The organism is Larkinella harenae, assembly GCF_054780515.1.
Window position 1 is genome coordinate 882,291 of record NZ_BAAGWE010000002.1, and the last position, 16,558, is coordinate 898,848.

The following is a 16,558-nucleotide window of genomic DNA, read 5'->3' on the forward strand; positions in this document are numbered from 1 at the left end:
CTACCGAAAACCGTATCTCGAAAACTGAATACCGAAAACCTTAAACCAACATTGATCATGAGCACGAATAATTTCCCCAAACTCCACAACGCCACCTGGCCGGGCGTGGTAGGAAAAGGACCTGATTCTGAACCCCTGATTCCGATTGATACCATGCTCGAACTGACGGCGGCTGCGGAAGTCGACGGTGTGAAGTTCGACGGCGTTGATGTGGGCCTTTTCGATCCCAGCATTGACATCAATGACCCCAAAGAAGGTGCGAAGAAATTAGCCGATAAAGTAGCGGCTCATAACCTCGTGATTGGTTCGCTGGTGGCTCCGATCTGGGGCGGGCCGGTGCTTGGTAGCAAAGAAGACCGGGCGGTGTTCATCGACATGGTACGCAAAGCGTGCGAATATGGTCAGTTGCTGAAAGAAATCGGGATTCGTTCGTACGGTGTCATCCGGATCGACTCCGCGAGTTCGCCGGAAATCTGGGCGAAAGACCCCGTAGGCAACACCAAACTGATCGCCGATACGTTCCGCGAAGCCTGCGACGTAGCGGCCGGTTACGGTGAAAAACTGGCCGCTGAAGGGGAAATCTGCTGGGGCGGAATGCACAGCTGGCGCGCCATGATCGACACACTGGAAGCCGTTGACCGTCCGAATATGGGCTTTCAGGCCGATATGTCGCACACGTTCCTGTATCTTCTGGGCTACAACAGCCCGCAGGACCGGATTCTGCCCGCCGACTTCGATTGGAGCGACCGCGCGACGCTGGAAGAAGGCTTGAAAGAAATGACGGCGGCTCTTCGCCCCTGGACCATCGACTTCCACGTGGCGCAGAACGACGGCACGGTCCACGGAACCGGTTCGCACGACAAAACCGGGCGGCACTGTCTGGCCACGGATCCGAACGGCAAACTCGACATTACCAAAGACGCCGGCTACTGGCTACGCGACGAAAACGGCAACGTGACGAAAGCCTTTAAACACATCTGTTGGGACGGCTGTATGTTCCCGAATGAGGTTATGTATAAACAACAGACCTGGAACGACATCCTGGCGGCAATGATCAAAGTCCGTGACCAGCACGGGTGGTCAGAGTAGTTTATGGTTTATCGTTTTCGGTTTACAATTTTCGGTTTTCGGTAGTTGATACGCACCAAAAATAGAGTGTGTCAGCCACCGGAAACCGCGAACTGTAAACCGAAAACCAGATACCTTAAACTTTAAACCTTAAACTTTAAACCTTCAAATGGCAGCTAAAAAAGAAATACGAATTGGATTGATCGGAACGGGTTTCATGGGCCGCACGCACTCCAACGGATACAGACGCGTACCCAATTTTTTCCCGGATCTGGAATATACACCGGTCTTGAAAGCCGTTTGCTCACGCAACGCCGAGAAAGTGCAGGCGTTTGCTGATCAGTGGGGGTACGAATCCATCGAAACCGACTGGAAAGCGCTCATCGCCCGCGACGACATCGATGCCGTTGACATCTGTACACCCAACGATACCCACGCTGAAATCGCCATTGCCGCGGCTGCCGCCGGTAAAATGATTCTCTGCGAAAAACCGCTCGCCCGCAGCCTGGCCGAAGGTGAAAAGATGGTGGAAGCCGTCGAGAAAGCGGGTGTGGCCAATACGGTTTGGTACAACTACCGCCGTCTGCCAGCCGTCACGCTGGCGAAGCAAATCGTAGCTTCCGGCAAACTGGGCCGGATTTTTCACTACCGCGCCAACTTCCTGCAGGATTGGACCATCAACGCCGACGTGCCACAGGGTGGAACGGGAACCTGGCGGATGGACGTAGAGGCCGCCGGTTCGGGCGTAACGGGTGACTTGCTGGCGCACTGCATCGACACGGCCATGTGGATCAACGGCGGGATTACGGATGTATCAGCTGTGACCGAAACCTTCGTGAAAGAACGGATGCATGCCGTTACGGGTAAAGTGCAACCGGTGGGCATCGACGATGCCTGTATCTTCCATTGCCATTTCGAAAACGGTTCCCTGGGTCTGTTCGAATCGACCCGGTACGCGCGCGGACACAAAGCGCTGTACACCCTTGAAATCAACGGCGAAAACGCTTCGATTCGGTGGGACTTGCACGACCTGAACCGCCTGGAATATTTCGACCACAGCGATGAATCGGTGGTGCGCGGCTGGCGCTCGATTCACGTCACGGATGGCGATCAGCCTTATATGGACAAATGGTGGGTGCCGGGTCTGGGCATCGGTTACGAACACGGTTTTGTCCACCAGGTAGCCGACTTCCTGAAAAGCCTGGAAACCGGCGAACCCTGCAATCCGACGTTCAAAGATGCCCTGGAAACCCAGAAAGTCTGCGAAGCCGTTATCAACTCGGCCAAAGCTAGAAGCTGGCAGGACACTGGCGTGGAATGGACGGAGAACTAATTTAGTATGCTTGAATTGACAGCCCACGGTTAAAACCGTGGGCTGTTGTTTATCCCGAAATTCGTTCTTACACCAATCATGCATTCGGATTCCATTCTTACCGTTCGCGGACTCTCCAAAACCTTTTCGAGTGTGAAAGCGCTGGACGGGGTGCAATTGGACCTTCGGAAAGGCGAGGTTCACGCGCTGATGGGCGAAAACGGGGCCGGGAAATCGACCTTCATGAAAATTCTGGTTGGGCTATACCAACCGGATGCGGGCGAGATTTTTTTTGAAGGACAGGAATTAAAGAGTCAGGCCGTCAGCGAAGTGCTGAAAAAAGGCATCTCTATGATTCACCAGGAGCTGCTGGTGGTGCCGGAACTGACCGTTGCCCAAAATATCTTTCTGGGCCGCGAATCGCGCGGAGGGTTGTTTGGCTGGATCGACGAGAAAAAGCTGAATCAGGACGCGGGCGCGCTGTTGACGCAGATGGGCGTGACAATTTCGCCCAGCACCAAAATGAAATACCTGAGCGTGGCCGAAATGCAGATGGTGGAAATTGCCAAAGCCATCTCGAACAATGCCAAGGTGATCATTATGGACGAACCGACCTCCGCCCTGTCGGACAAGGAAGTAGCCACGCTTTTTGGGATCATCCGCGATCTGAAGCAACAGGGTGTTGCCATCATTTACATTTCCCACAAAATGGACGAAATATTTACTATTTCCGACACCATTACGGTTTTGCGGGATGGCAAATACATCGCCACCCAACCAGCGGCTGAGCTGGATAATAACGCGCTCATCCGGATGATGGTTGGGCGGGAGATTGCCAGTTTGTTTCCGGATTCTAGGACGCAAAAAGGGAAAGAAGTGCTCGCCGTTCGCAACCTGCGCCGGAACGGAAAATTTGCCAACATCAATTTTGAGGTTCACGCCGGCGAGGTGCTGGGGCTGGCGGGTTTGATGGGTGCCGGGCGTACCGAAATTGCCCGCGCCATCTTCGGGCTGGACCCACTCGATGAAGGGGAAATTTATTTAAGAGGAAAACAACTTATTATCAAGACTCCACAGGATGCCATTCAAAACGGAATTGGTTATGTTAGCGAAGATCGAAAAGGTTTGGGGTTCATTCCCGGCTTGTCGGTAAAGCACAACATTACGCTGGGCAGTCTGTCAAATCACACCAAAGGACCGTTCATTCAGGACCAGAGCGAAGCGACAACGGCGGCTCGAATGATTGCGGACCTGCGTATCAAAACCCCCGGGCCCGATCAGCAGGTTCAGTTTTTGAGCGGTGGAAACCAGCAGAAAGTGGTCATTGCCAAAGTGTTGCTATCATCGCCGGAGCTGGTCATTCTCGACGAGCCTACGCGGGGCATCGACATCGGGGCTAAATCAGAGATTTATAAACTGATTAACCAACTAGCCGCCGATGGCATCGCGGTCATCATGATTTCGTCGGAGTTGCCCGAAATCCTCGGCCTTAGCGACCGGATCCTGGTGCTATCGCAGGGCCAGCAAACCGCACTGCTGAGTAAGGAAGATGCCACGCAGGAAACGATTATGCACTACGCGGTGCATCACTAATTACGCTTGATTGATTCGAATGAAAACCGTTTTTAAACCTGAAGCGACTGCTCCTGCAAAACCATCCCAACTACGCCTGCGCGGTCTGGGACAATACGGTCTTTTGATTGCCTTCATCGCGATTTGTCTTGTTCTTTCTTTGCTAACCCCGCGGTTTCTGACGGTTTCCAACCTGATGATCATCGTCACGCAGGTTTCGATCAATGCGCTGCTGGCGTTTGGCGTCACGTTCGTCATCATTACGGGTGGCATCGACCTTTCCATCGGCTCCACGGTAGCCGTAACGGGAGTCGTAGCGGCCCTGTTTGCACACCCGGATACGTATCCGGTCATTGTACCGGTGCTGGCCGGACTGGCGGCCGGTTTGCTGCTGGGCGCGTTCAACGGGTTAGTCGTCACCAAAAGTAAAGTGCCTCCGTTTATTGTGACGCTGGGCACAATGACGATTGGCCGTGGTTTGGCACTCATTCTGAGCAAAGGTCGACCGGTTTCGAACCTCTCGGATTCGTTTAACTTCATTGGTGGTGGTCAACTGCTGGGGATTCCAACGCCCATCATCATCCTGATCGTTTTCTTCATCATCTGTTCGGTATTACTCAAAAAAACCGTCTTAGGCCGTTATATGTACGCCGTTGGTGGCAACGAACAGGCCGCTAAAGCGTCAGGTATTCAGTTGAATAAGGTCAAAATGGTGGTTTACACGCTCTGTGGTGGACTGGCGGCTCTGGCCGGCATTCTGCTGACCTCCCGCATCACCACCGGCCAGCCAAACGCGGGTGCCGGTTTTGAACTTGATGCCATTGCGGCCGCCATCATTGGAGGCACGAGCACGTCGGGGGGCACCGGCACCATGACCGGCACGCTAATCGGTGCGCTGCTGATCGGCGTCATCAGCAACGGACTGGATTTAATGAACGTCACCTCCTACTATCAGCAGGTCGTGATGGGCATTATCATCATCAGTGCGGTGGTTTTGGATAGTATGAATCAACACAAGAACGGATAACCGACTCTCTATAGCTAGTTTATGAAACGTATTATTATCTATTCCTTCCCTTTTCTCATTGCCAGCCTTTTAACCAGTTGTAACCAATCTTCGTCGGGCGAAAACGGCGAGAAAAAATTGACGGTGGGCGTCTCGATGCTCAGCATGCAGAACGAGTTCATTGTCAACGTCAACGACGAAATTGAGAAGAAAGCGAAGGCCTCGGATGTGGAGCTGATTACCGTCGATGCCGAACGGTCGGCCTTGAAACAGATTGAGCAAGTGGAAAGCTTTATTGCACAGGGCGTCGATGCCATCATCATGAACCCCTGCGAAGTAGAAGCCAGCTCCCCCGCCGTAACAAAGGCGTTGGCCGCCAACATCCCGATCATCAACGTCAACTCCGAAACCACGGCCCAACCCTCGGCTTTCATTGGTTCCGACGATGTGGAGTCGGCGCGGATTGCCCTGAAGTTTATTGCGGAAAAACTGAACGGTAAAGGCAATGTGCTGATGATGCACGGCTATATGGGACAAGCCGCCCAGATCAAACGCGAACAGGGTGCCCGCGAAGTGCTGAAGCAGTACCCCGGCCTGAAACTCATCGCCCACCAGACCGCCGAGTGGGACCGCGCCAAGGCCATGGCCCTGATGGAAAATTGGATTCAGTCGTACGGCAATACCATCAATGCGGTATTTGCCCAGAACGACGAAATGGGCCTGGGTGCCGTCAAAGCCCTGACCGATGCCGGTTTGAAGAATAAAGTGGTGGTGGTCAGCATCGACGCCATTCCGGATGCCCTGCAGGCCGTTCAGAAGGGTACACTCGACGCAACGGTTTTCCAGAATGCCGAACAACAGGGCGCGCAGGCCATCGAAACGGCCATCAAAATTGCCAAAGGTCAACCGTACGAGAAACAAATCTTGATTCCCTTTCAGTTGGTAACTAAAGAAAATTTGGCTAATTTTATGAAATAACATTACTATCCGACCATATTGTACTAACTTCTAATTGTCTGTTTGAGTTAAATTGCTTGTCGTTTGGCGGCAATTTCTGACGTTCTACCCCTTACCGCATTCCCTAAACCTGAATTATTTAAATCGAACATGCTGAAGCGATCCTATCATTTGATTGGTGTTCTTGCTGGCATTTTATGTGCCTTTCAGGCTTGCAACACGGATTCGACCAGCGGAGCTGATGAAGCGAAAATACCGGATGTTGTCAGTTACAACTTCGATATCCGGCCCATTCTCTCCGACAAATGCCTGGCCTGCCACGGTCCGGACGCCAACAAACGCGAAGCCGGGCTGCGTCTCGATGTGGCCGAAAGCGCCTTCAAAGCCTTGCAGGAAAACCCCTCGGCCCACGCCCTGGTGGCCGGAAAGCCCGAAGTATCGGAAGCTTTTCTCCGCATCACCACGCAGGATACGTCCCTGCTTATGCCCCCGCCCTCGTCCAACCTGAAACTCACCCAGCGTGAAATCAAGCTGATTGAGAAATGGATCAAGCAGGGTGCCAAGTACGAAAAACACTGGGCGTTTGTTGCCCCCCAGAAACCGGCACTGCCCGAGGTCGATCAGAAAGACTGGCCCAAAAATGAGATTGATTATTTCGTCCTCCACAAACAGGAACAAAAAGGACTGTCGCCCAACGAAGAAGCCGACAAGGAGCGATTGCTGAAGCGCGCCAGTCTGGATTTGATCGGTTTGCCGCCGACGCTGGAAATGATGGATCAGTTTCTGGCCGACAACAGCCCGGATGCCTACGAAAAAGCCGTTGACCGGCTGCTGAAAAACCCGGCTTACGGTGAAAAAATGGCCTTGCACTGGCTGGACCTGGCCCGCTACGCCGATTCGCACGGCTACCAGGACGACGGCTACCGGACGCAGTGGCCCTGGCGCGACTGGGTAATCCACGCGTTCAACAAAAACATGCATTACAACGACTTCGTTACCTGGCAGCTGGCGGGCGATTTGTTACCCAACTCGACCAAGGAGCAACTGCTGGCGACCGGTTTCAACCGCAACCACAAAATCACGGAAGAAGGGGGCGTTATTCCGGAAGAATACCGGATTATGTACGTTACCGACCGCACGGATTTGTTCGGTAAGGGGCTGCTTGGCGTCACGATGGAATGTGCGCACTGCCACGACCACAAATACGATCCGTTCTCCCAGAAGGAATATTACCGGCTGTTTGCGTTCTTCAACAACGTCAAGGAAGTGGGTATTGAGTCGGTGATTGGCGGCCCGGAAACCTACGCCAAAAAACCGTTGATGGAAATCAGCGACAAGGATGTAAAGGATCTTCTAACGTTTGTCAATAAGCCTGACACCAACCGGCTAATTGTCTCGGTGATGGGCGACATGGACCCGGATACGCTTCGTAAAACCTATATCCTTCAGCGGGGCAATTACGACGCGCCGGGCGATGAAGTAACGCCCGGTACCCCCGAATCGATTCTGCCGTTCAACAAAAACTATCCCCAGAACCGCTTGGGACTGGCGCAGTGGCTGTTCGACAAGAAAAATCCGCTGACTGCTCGGGTGTACGTTAACCTGCTCTGGCAGGAGTTTTTCGGGAAAGGTATCGTCAAAACCTCCGGCGACTTTGGGATGCAGGGAGATTTGCCCACCCACCCGGAACTGCTCGACTGGCTGGCCGTCGATTTCATGAGTCACAACTGGGACATCAAACGGCTGGTGAAACAGATGGTAACGTCGGCTACCTACCGGCAATCGGCGGTGATTTCGCCGGAAAAATTGAAAAACGACCCGGATAACGTGTATCTGGCGCGCGGCCCCCGTTACCGCATTCACGCCGAATTCGTTAAAGACCTTGTGCTGTCGAGCAGCGGTTTGCTAAACCGTTCCATCGGTGGCCCCAGCGTAAAACCGTACCAGCCCGCTGGTTTGTGGGAAGGTGCCACCTCGGGCCGCGGGTTGCTCTCAACCTACAACCAGGATCACGGACCGAGCCTGTACCGGCGCGGGATGTACACACTGATCAAACGGACGGTTCCTCCCCCATCGTTGGCGATTTTCGACGCCAGCAACCGGGATTTGTGCGAGGTGAAACGCCTGAAAACCAATACGCCACTGCAAGCGCTGGTGATGATGAACGATCCAACGGTTCTGGAAGCATCGCGTGTGCTGGCGGCCAAGTTATTGCAGGAAAAGAGTGCCGACAAGGACAAAATCACGAAAGCGTTCCGGCTGATTGTGGGTCGTAAACCGCGCGAACAAGAGGTAGAAACGTTGGCGGCTTACTACGAAAAAGAGGCCAAAGAGCTCAAAAAACCGGTGGTCGACAAAGCGTTGGCCGTAGGCGAATATCCCGTACCCGACAAAATTGACCGAACAAAACTAGCCGCTCTCATGCGCGTTGTTTCAACTATTTACAACCTGGAAGAAGCCATCACAAAAACTTAATCTTATGGAAAAGGAAATCTTAGAACACGGCTTTAATTTCAACCGGCGTCGCTTCCTGTCCCGGTTAAGTTTAGGGCTCGGCAGCGCAGCTTTAGGATCGCTGATGGTCCCGGATTTGTTCGGAGAAAACAGTGCCGACGAAGAAGGCTTCACGCCCGGTATTCCGCACTTTGCACCCAAGGCCAAACGCGTTATTTATTTGTTCCAGAATGGCGCGCCCTCTCAGCAGGAACTCTTTGATTACAAGCCCAAACTGCGCGAAATGCTGGGGCAGGAAATTCCGCCTTCCGTACGCGGCAATCAGCGACTAACCGGAATGACGGCCAACCAGTCGTCGTTTCCGCTGGTGGGTTCATTCGTCGATTTTAAGCAGTATGGCCAGTCGCGGGCCTGGGTGAGTGACCTCTTTCCCTACACCGCTAAAATTGTGGACGACCTCTGCATCGTGAAGTCGATGTATACCGAAGCCATCAACCACGATCCGGCGCTAACGTTCCTGCAAACTGGCTCCCAGCAGGGCAACCGTCCGAGCATGGGCGCGTGGCTGAGCTACGGATTGGGCAACGAAAATAAGAATCTCCCCAACTTCACGGTTTTGCTGTCGCGTGGCATCGGGAACGGACAGGGCGTTTATTCCAAACTGTGGTCGAACGGTTTTCTGGATTCCATTCACCAGGGCGTACAGTTTAGCAAGGGCGAAGACCCGGTTTTGTACCTGCGCGACCCCGAAGGTATGGATCGGCACGCCCGTCGGGATATGCTGGATAATCTGGCAAAACTGAACGATATGGCGTACCAGGAGTTCGGTGATCCGGAGATCTCGGCCAAAGTGAAACAGTACGAAATGGCGTACCGGATGCAGATGGCGGTTCCGGAAGTGATGGACTTGTCGCGCGAATCAGACGATATTGTCAAGCTCTACGGCCCGGACTGTCTGGTGCCCGGAACGTACGCAGCCAATTGCCTGCTGGCCCGCAAGCTATCCGAAAACGGCGTGCGGTTTGTGCAGCTCTACCACCAGGGCTGGGACCAGCACGGCAACCTGCCGTTTGAGATTGCCAAACAAGCCAAAGACGTGGATCAGGCGTCGGCGGCCCTGGTAACCGACCTCAAACAACGCGGTTTGTTGGACGAAACGCTGGTAATCTGGGGCGGTGAATTTGGCCGAACCAGCTACACCCAGGGCAAACTGACGGCCGATAACTACGGACGCGACCACCATCCGCGCTGTTTCACAATCTGGATGGCCGGGGGCGGAATCAAGCCCGGTATCGTTTACGGTGAAACCGACGAACTGGGGTATAACATAGCCCAGAATCCGGTCCATGTCCACGATTTCCAGGCCACGGTTTTGCACCAGCTGGGGCTCAATCACGAAAAACTGATTTTCAAACACCTGGGTCGTCGCTACCGGTTGACAGATGTTTCCGGAAAAGTTGTCCGCGACCTCATTGCCTAAAAATACCCGTTCCTAAACCCACTGGATTGATTTTGTGATGACTAAAAGGGTCAAAAGTCTGGCCGAGCAGGCACTGTTTGCTTCGGCGGTCTTCATATTATTTTTGTTACTTTTTGAGAGCCGAATTGTTGTTCCGGCCTGGGTGCAGTCCATCGGGCGTATGCACCCGTTGTTTCTTCACTTTCCAATTGTCATTCTGCTGCTGGCGATGGCGATGGAGCTGTTTCGCTTCAATGCCGCCAACACGACCAATGAGTTTTACCGGGGCTTTCTGACGAACCTGCTTTTGGTCGGGATTCTGTCGGCGGGTATTACGGTTATCATGGGCCTGTTTCTTTCCAAGGAAGACGGGTATACGGGCGAGGTGCTGCAATGGCACAAATGGTCGGGTGTGCTTCTTTTTTACTTGTCCTGCTTCATTTACTGGAGCCGTAACAAAAGCTGGTACAAAGCTCCGCTGGCCAAATCAGCGGCTGTTCTGACGGTTTTCTTTCTGGTGGGCGCGGGCCATTACGGTGCGGTGCTGACCCACGGCGACAATTTCATTTCGGGGCCCATTACCAATCAAGCCGCGCCTGAAATGGTTGCGCTGGATCAGGCACTCGTTTACAAGGATGTGATTAAACCCATTTTTGAGCAAAAGTGCGTCAGTTGCCACAATCCCGAAAAATTGAAGGGCCAGCTGAGCATGGCTACGGAAGAAGCGCTGCTGAAGGGCGGCAAATCCGGTAAGCTATTCAAGCCCGGCGACCCGGAAGCCAGCCTGTTGCTCCAGCGGATTCATCTGTCGGAAGAAGACAAAAAGCACATGCCACCCAAAGGCAAAACCCAGTTGACCACCGACGAAATGACGCTGCTGGCGCTGTGGGTAAAAGGTCGCCCGGACTTTAATAAAAAACTGGTTGATTTACCCGCATCCGATTCATTACGCCAACTGGCCTCAGTCCGCTTTCGATCCACCGATCAGGCCGAGGACGTCTACGAGTTTGCTGCGGCTGATGAAGAAACCATTCAAAAGCTGAACAACGACTACCGCACGATTGCCCCGTTGGCGAAGGAGTCTCCGGCGTTGGCGGTCAACCTGTACAACCGGAGTACCTATTCGGTCGAAAAATTGCAGGAGTTGGGCGACATCAAAAAACAGGTAGTTTCGCTAAGTCTAAACAAACTACCGGTGAAAGATGCCGATTTGAAGGCAATCAGCCAGTTTGAAAACCTGCAACGGCTGGACCTGAATTTCACGGATGTAACGGGCAAAGACCTGAAAGAGCTGGCCAAACTGCAACACCTGAAAAGCCTTACGCTCTCCGGCACGCAGGTCGCCTACGCCGACCTCCAGAACCAGATTCGGGATTTTAAAAACCTGCAAACCGTGTCGCTCTGGGAAACCAAGCTGACCCCGTCGGAAATCCAGCAATTGCAGAAAGCGCACAAAAACATCACGTTTATTGCTGGTTTCAAAGACGACGGCAGCAATCCGCTCACCCTGAACCCGCCGGAGGTAAAAAACAGTTCGATGGTTTTTGCGCAAACGCTGCCGCTGGCCCTGCGGCATCCGATCAAGGGTGTTCAGATCCGCTACACCACCGACGGCACCGAGCCCGACAGCATTCATTCGCCGGTTTTCAACAACAAAACCGTGCTGACCGATATGACCACCATCAAGGCCAAAGCCTACAAAGACGGCTGGTACGGCAGTAGTGTGGCTACGTTTGATTTCTTCAAATCAGCCTATAAACCCGACAGCGTAATTCTGTTGCAACCGCTGAACCGGGTTCACCAGGCCGACGGCCCCAAATCATTTTTTGACCAGAAACTAGGTACGTTTAACGCCAACAGCCCAGCCTGGGCCAACAACTGGACCGGCGTTCGGAACAACGACATGGTGGTAGTTTCGGAGTTTAAAAAACCGATTACAGCCTCGTCCGTGGCGCTGCGCATCATGATCGAAGAAGCCACCGGTATTTTCCCCCCGGCCACGGTCGAAGTGTGGGGTGGAGCCAGCCCGGACCAGATGAAGTTGCTTACGACCGTCAAACCGAAAATGCCATCCAAAGGCGATGAGCATTCACTGACCACTGTGACCTGCCCCTTCAAACCACAAACCGTTGCCTGTCTTAAGGTGGTTGCCAAACCGTGTACGCTGCCGGAGTGGCACGGCGGCAAAGGCAAACCGGGCCTGGTGTTGGTGGATGAGATGTTTATTAATTGAGAGCCGAATCAAGACAGCTTTTCGGGTCAGCAGGTGCTGCTGACCCGAAAGCAACTTCAAGGCAGTACCCGATTTTTACTCTGCCTGATTTTGGCGAGCAAACCCGCTAGTTCCCGCACTTTTTCGGGGTGCTGCTGGTACAGATTAGTCGTTTCTGAACCATCCGTAGCCAGGTTATAAAGCTGTCCGACCGGTTCGCCCGCCTGGGGTTTCCGGTTATTCGGCTCGGTAAAACCGCCCGACCCCAGCCCTTCAATCAATTTCCAGTCGCCCTGACGAATCGCAAAAAAACCGATGGACGAGCTATGAACCACGGCGGGTTGGTCCGGAACCTGCTGGACTTTCCCCAACAGCACGGGCAGAATACTGTAGCTGTCTTCGGGAATAGCTGTACGGTTTTTACCCCCCACAAGCTCCTGACAGGTCGCCATCAGGTTGGTCAAGGTCGTGGTGGCCGTACTGACCGAACCGGCTTTAACCTGCCCCGGCCAGCGAACGATAAACGGAATGCGGTGGCCACCCTCAAACGCATCTCCCTTCATTCCCCGAAAACCGCCAGCCGCTTTGTGCTGAAATCGTTCTACGTAATCTGGGCGCCAGTATGGCCCATTGTCGCTCGTAAAAACAACCAGCGTATTGTCGGCCAAACCGGTCTCGGCCAACGTTTGCAGCACGGCCCCGACGGCGGCATCTACCTGCTGGACAAAATCTCCGTATTCGCCGGCTCCCGATGTAGCCACGTAATCGCGGGTCGGCACCCAGGGGGTGTGGGGAGCCGCCAGCGGCAGGTAAAGAAAGAACGGTTTTTCTGCCGATTGCTTTTTCAGAAAGTCAGTGGCTTTTGCCACCAACGTGGGCAACACCCCGTGAAAATCGAACGATGGAGCCATCTTGCCCGCCCGCCAGAACGCACCGGCGTAGCCCGACTCCGGCTTGTTACCTTGAGTGTGGCCCGTGAGCTGTTCGGTCAATTGCTGATTTTGCAGGTAGCAATACGGCGGCATATCGAGGGAAGCGGGCAAGATGTAAGAGTAATCAAAACCCACGGTGTTGGGTCCCTGCGTCGGTTTTTGGGAAAAATCGATGTGCTCCGGATTCATTTCAGTTTTGATTCCGTACCCCTCCGCCGTCAGAAGCGGTGCTTGCTCTTTGGTCACAGCCCAGTCCAGCCCCAGGTGCCACTTTCCAACCACTGCCGTTCGGTAACCCTTACTTTTCAAAAACGATGCGACGGTGGGGCGGTTGGGGTCAATCAGGGTTCGGCTGTAGCCCCGCAATACCCCCACCGGCAGCCGACTGCGCCACGGATACCGCCCCGTGAGCAGCCCATACCGCGTTGGCGTACAGACCGACGAGGGCGAATGAGCGTCGGTAAAGCGCATACCTTCCAACGCCAACTGATCGATATGGGGTGTTTTGATCTTTCCCTCGGGATTATAAATTGATACGTCACCGTATCCCAGATCATCGGCCAGGATGTAGATAATGTTGGGCGGTTGTTTTCTGGCTGGCAGGAACGCCGGACCGATGGCGAGCAACAGACCGATTCCAATTTCTGCGAATACCGATTTGATCATTTTCATGCCACGTCAAGGGGATCGATGAACTACCTTTTCCAGAAAGCAGATCAACGGGTTAGGTTACTGCTTTATCCCGTTTTCACCCTGGTACTACCGGACAGGAAAGCAACCTAGTAACGATGGCGGATAAAAACTAAGAGGGCGTAACCCTATCACCAGAAGGGGCAATTAGTGGCAGGGTGATGGCAAACTGCCCGTTTTCTTCGCTCAGTGCGGGGGCGGTTTGCCCAAAGGTTCGGTAATACGTTGCAATGGTTGACAACCCAACCCCGTTGGACAACACACGCGTGGTTTTCCGTTGCAGATTGTTTCGAACCGTCAGCTGCCCACTCCCATCGCTGGTAATTTCAATAGTCAGGGGCCGCTGGGTGGATACCACGTTGTGTTTCACCGCATTTTCGACCAGCAATTGCAGCGACAACGGCGGCAAAAACCGTTGTAAATCTTCAGGATCAGCCCGAACGATCAGGTGAAGCCCCTGACCATAACGGGTTTTTAAGAGGTGATAATAGGACTGAATAAAGGTAAGTTCGCTGGAAAAGGTCGTCAACGGCTCGTCGCTGGCCCGCAGCAAATACCGGTACACGACGCTGAGCTGATCAACAAACTGACTGGCCCGTTGCGGCTCGTCTTCGATCAGCGCCGATAGGGAGTTTAGGCTGTTGAACAGAAAGTGCGGATTCACCTGCGCCTGCATGGCCCGGAGCTGGGCATTGGTTTTCTCTTTCTCCAGCCGCTGCACGGCCAATTCTGCCTCCAGTCGCTGCTGTACCAGACTGGATTCCACCCGGGTTTGCGCCACGGCTTGCGCCACCGCCAGCTGGCGTTGACGGAGCACCAGCGCCAGCGAAAAACTCATGAGTTCGATAATGAGTCCACCGCCCAGAATCTGTTTGGCCAGGTTAAGGCCCGATTCGGTGGTGGGCAACGGATAAAACGGTCCGATGTAATTGCTCAACGAATTGATCTCATGAAGCATTAACAGAACACTTCCGGCCACAAAATACCACCCTACCGCGTTCCGGCACCGGGCGGCAATCCAGATACCGGTCAGGCAATTACCAATCAATATCAGCCAGTAACCGGTGGCAATAGCCGTGTGCCAGGCGGTTTCCTGCCACGCTTTCTGCGTGATGATCAACAGGCCTACCTCCAACAACGGGTAAAACGCTGCCACGACCTGCGTGCTTCGCAACCACGGTTTTAAGCGGGGATAGTGCCCGGCCACATCAAACAAACGGTAAACCAGTTCCAGGTAAGCGATCTGCGCCAAACTATGCACCACCAGATGAATGGTCATGTAATCGGCCGTTGTCAGCGATTCAGTCGAAAAATACAAGCGCTGGAGCAGAGCATAAGCAAACCAGATGAAGGTCTGCAACGTGAAGACGCCATAAATCCAGTCCCGGGAAAAGCTCCACTGAAACGTATTCAGCAGGAAAATAGCCCCAACCGCGCCGACGTAAAGAAACAATACTGCTTCACCAGCCATAGAAAAGAACAGAAAGACACTTCGTATGCGCCACAAAGATACAAACTCCCAACAGGACGTGCGTGCTGCGGCAAGAAACGTTCCTCAGCGTCCCGCGTTCGCTACCGGACTAAAGCAGGACTAAGTGGCTGAGCAACGACGAATCATTAATCCGTTTTAAACATATTCGTCCGGTATCGCTCGGGCGAAAGGCCAATTTTCTTCTTGAAAAGGGATGAAAAATAAAACGGCGATTCGAAATTAAGGGTGTAGGCAATTTCCTTGATGGATTTGTTCGGATCGGCCAGCAACTGAACCGCCCGCTCCATTTTTAGCTGTAGAATGTATTGCTTGGGCGCCAGACCCGTAGCGGCTTTGAACGCTTTGCGGAACCAGGCGTAGCTTACATTCAGCTCGTCGGCCACCGACTCCGGCACCAGCGGCTGGTCGATCTGGGACAAAATGATGAGTTTGGCCTTCTGAATCACGGCCTCCTCCGCGTCGCTTTCCTGCTCTTCCCGCCCGCGCGACAGCGAATGAATACTTCCCAACAGGTAGAGAATAGCGCCACACGCCAACGCCTGATACCCGGGTTTTTCGGCCTGAACCGTTTCCATGATGCTTTGAAAAATACGCACCAGCTGATCCTGCAAGCCGACTTTCAGGAGTGGATTAGACGGCTGAAAATAATTCTTTTCGATTAGATCACTGATGATCAACCCGTTAAAACCAACCCAATATTCCTCCCAACCGGTCGATTCATCGGGTTTGTACCGGTGCCATTGCCCCGGATACAACATCATAACCGTTCCGCTCTCGACCTCCACCGGCTCAGGCTGATTCGATTGAAAATACCCTTTCCCCTGGGGAATATACACCACGTAGCAATCGTCCAGCACCCGGCCCGTTTCCCAATTGAAGTAATGATCGCTGGGATGCCCCGGCGATGGGTACGGCTTATTTGGCGGAATAGAAGCGCAGCCAGCGGTCAGAACCTGTAACCCCCAGTTTTCTTCTTCAGCATTTAGGGATAAGTATTTATAGTAATTCAGCATAAGGGTCGGTGTATTCCAGGGCAATTTAACCCGACGATCACAAAAAATATATATTAAATCACAATTTATGAATGTCCTATCCCCTCGCCAACGCCTAGTTTTGACTATTGAAAAAATTGGCTGTTCCTACCCCTGACTTCCTAAACCCACTTTTTAAAACGATATGAACTACCCCGTTCCATATCAAACACACAAAAGACGTACCCGCTGGCTGGGCCTGGTCAACCACGACCAGGCTACTCCGGTTTTACCCCCACCCGGCATAGCCCGCAGGCAACCGTCGGCCTGCTCCGGCCAGCTTCACACTCTGTACTAATTATCTTACCCCACGTGCGGGACCTACAACCTGAATACCGACCCGGACAAAATCCGGGTTCTTAACCTTTCCTTT

Annotated in this window: 12 protein-coding genes; 9 read left to right on the top strand and 3 right to left on the bottom strand. The window is 53.4% G+C overall.

Annotated elements, in window-relative coordinates; all coding sequences use genetic code 11:
• Positions 1–57: 57 nt before the first annotated feature.
• From ACYVH9_RS14950 to ACYVH9_RS14985, 8 genes are all read left to right on the top strand, one after another.
• A complete protein-coding gene (locus tag ACYVH9_RS14950) occupies positions 58–1,089 on the top strand; it encodes a sugar phosphate isomerase/epimerase family protein (protein ID WP_460637165.1) in 1,032 nt (343 codons plus the stop codon).
• A 148-nt stretch (positions 1,090–1,237) separates the two neighbouring features.
• Entirely contained in the window at positions 1,238–2,401 is a 1,164-nt protein-coding gene (locus ACYVH9_RS14955; RefSeq protein WP_460637166.1) for a Gfo/Idh/MocA family protein, read from the top strand.
• 78 nt (positions 2,402–2,479) lie between these two features.
• Positions 2,480–3,973, top strand: coding sequence for a sugar ABC transporter ATP-binding protein (locus tag ACYVH9_RS14960; RefSeq protein WP_460637167.1), 1,494 nt, complete (start codon positions 2,480–2,482; stop codon positions 3,971–3,973).
• Positions 3,974–3,992: 19 nt separating this feature from the next.
• Positions 3,993–4,979, top strand: coding sequence for an ABC transporter permease (locus ACYVH9_RS14965; RefSeq protein WP_460637168.1), 987 nt, complete (start codon positions 3,993–3,995; stop codon positions 4,977–4,979).
• A 21-nt stretch (positions 4,980–5,000) separates the two neighbouring features.
• Positions 5,001–5,936 (top strand): sugar ABC transporter substrate-binding protein, encoded by a 936-nt coding sequence (locus tag ACYVH9_RS14970; protein ID WP_460637169.1) that lies wholly within the window; start codon positions 5,001–5,003, stop codon positions 5,934–5,936.
• Positions 5,937–6,065: 129 nt separating this feature from the next.
• Complete coding sequence (locus tag ACYVH9_RS14975) at positions 6,066–8,390, top strand: PSD1 and planctomycete cytochrome C domain-containing protein (RefSeq protein WP_460637170.1); 2,325 nt, start codon at positions 6,066–6,068, stop codon at positions 8,388–8,390.
• Between the two features lie 4 nt (positions 8,391–8,394).
• Positions 8,395–9,849 (top strand): DUF1501 domain-containing protein, encoded by a 1,455-nt coding sequence (locus tag ACYVH9_RS14980; protein WP_460637171.1) that lies wholly within the window; start codon positions 8,395–8,397, stop codon positions 9,847–9,849.
• A gap of 37 nt (positions 9,850–9,886) precedes the next feature.
• On the top strand, positions 9,887–12,061 hold the full coding sequence (locus ACYVH9_RS14985; protein WP_460637172.1) for a c-type cytochrome domain-containing protein: 2,175 nt from the start codon (positions 9,887–9,889) through the stop codon (positions 12,059–12,061).
• A gap of 56 nt (positions 12,062–12,117) precedes the next feature.
• Here the strand turns inward: ACYVH9_RS14985 and ACYVH9_RS14990 are convergent, their stop codons facing one another.
• From ACYVH9_RS14990 to ACYVH9_RS15000, 3 genes are all read right to left on the bottom strand, one after another.
• Entirely contained in the window at positions 12,118–13,644 is a 1,527-nt protein-coding gene (locus tag ACYVH9_RS14990; RefSeq protein WP_460637173.1) for a sulfatase family protein, read from the bottom strand.
• A gap of 130 nt (positions 13,645–13,774) precedes the next feature.
• The gene (locus ACYVH9_RS14995) at positions 13,775–15,133 is read right to left on the bottom strand and encodes a sensor histidine kinase (protein WP_460637174.1); all 1,359 of its coding nucleotides are present in this window, start codon (positions 15,131–15,133) and stop codon (positions 13,775–13,777) included.
• Positions 15,134–15,279: 146 nt separating this feature from the next.
• Positions 15,280–16,167: an AraC family transcriptional regulator gene (locus ACYVH9_RS15000; protein ID WP_460637175.1), complete on the bottom strand. Its 888-nt coding sequence runs from the start codon at positions 16,165–16,167 to the stop codon at positions 15,280–15,282.
• A gap of 163 nt (positions 16,168–16,330) precedes the next feature.
• Between ACYVH9_RS15000 and ACYVH9_RS15005 the strand changes: the two genes are divergently transcribed.
• Positions 16,331–16,483, top strand: coding sequence for a hypothetical protein (locus ACYVH9_RS15005; RefSeq protein WP_460637176.1), 153 nt, complete (start codon positions 16,331–16,333; stop codon positions 16,481–16,483).
• The last annotated feature ends 75 nt before the right edge of the window (positions 16,484–16,558 follow it).

What these genes read in the sequence shown, in the direction of transcription:
- ACYVH9_RS14980 (WP_460637171.1), top strand. Translation starts at nt 8,395, where the DNA reads ATGGAAAAGGAAATCTTAGAACACGGCTTTAATTTCAACCGGCGTCGC.
- ACYVH9_RS14965 (WP_460637168.1), top strand. Translation starts at nt 3,993, where the DNA reads ATGAAAACCGTTTTTAAACCTGAAGCGACTGCTCCTGCAAAACCATCC.
- ACYVH9_RS14970 (WP_460637169.1), top strand. Translation starts at nt 5,001, where the DNA reads ATGAAACGTATTATTATCTATTCCTTCCCTTTTCTCATTGCCAGCCTT.
- ACYVH9_RS14950 (WP_460637165.1), top strand. Translation starts at nt 58, where the DNA reads ATGAGCACGAATAATTTCCCCAAACTCCACAACGCCACCTGGCCGGGC.
- ACYVH9_RS14985 (WP_460637172.1), top strand. Translation starts at nt 9,887, where the DNA reads ATGACTAAAAGGGTCAAAAGTCTGGCCGAGCAGGCACTGTTTGCTTCG.
- ACYVH9_RS15005 (WP_460637176.1), top strand. Translation starts at nt 16,331, where the DNA reads ATGAACTACCCCGTTCCATATCAAACACACAAAAGACGTACCCGCTGG.
- ACYVH9_RS14995 (WP_460637174.1), bottom strand. Translation starts at nt 15,133, where the DNA reads ATGGCTGGTGAAGCAGTATTGTTTCTTTACGTCGGCGCGGTTGGGGCT.
- ACYVH9_RS14990 (WP_460637173.1), bottom strand. Translation starts at nt 13,644, where the DNA reads ATGAAAATGATCAAATCGGTATTCGCAGAAATTGGAATCGGTCTGTTG.
- ACYVH9_RS15000 (WP_460637175.1), bottom strand. Translation starts at nt 16,167, where the DNA reads ATGCTGAATTACTATAAATACTTATCCCTAAATGCTGAAGAAGAAAAC.
- ACYVH9_RS14955 (WP_460637166.1), top strand. Translation starts at nt 1,238, where the DNA reads ATGGCAGCTAAAAAAGAAATACGAATTGGATTGATCGGAACGGGTTTC.
- ACYVH9_RS14975 (WP_460637170.1), top strand. Translation starts at nt 6,066, where the DNA reads ATGCTGAAGCGATCCTATCATTTGATTGGTGTTCTTGCTGGCATTTTA.
- ACYVH9_RS14960 (WP_460637167.1), top strand. Translation starts at nt 2,480, where the DNA reads ATGCATTCGGATTCCATTCTTACCGTTCGCGGACTCTCCAAAACCTTT.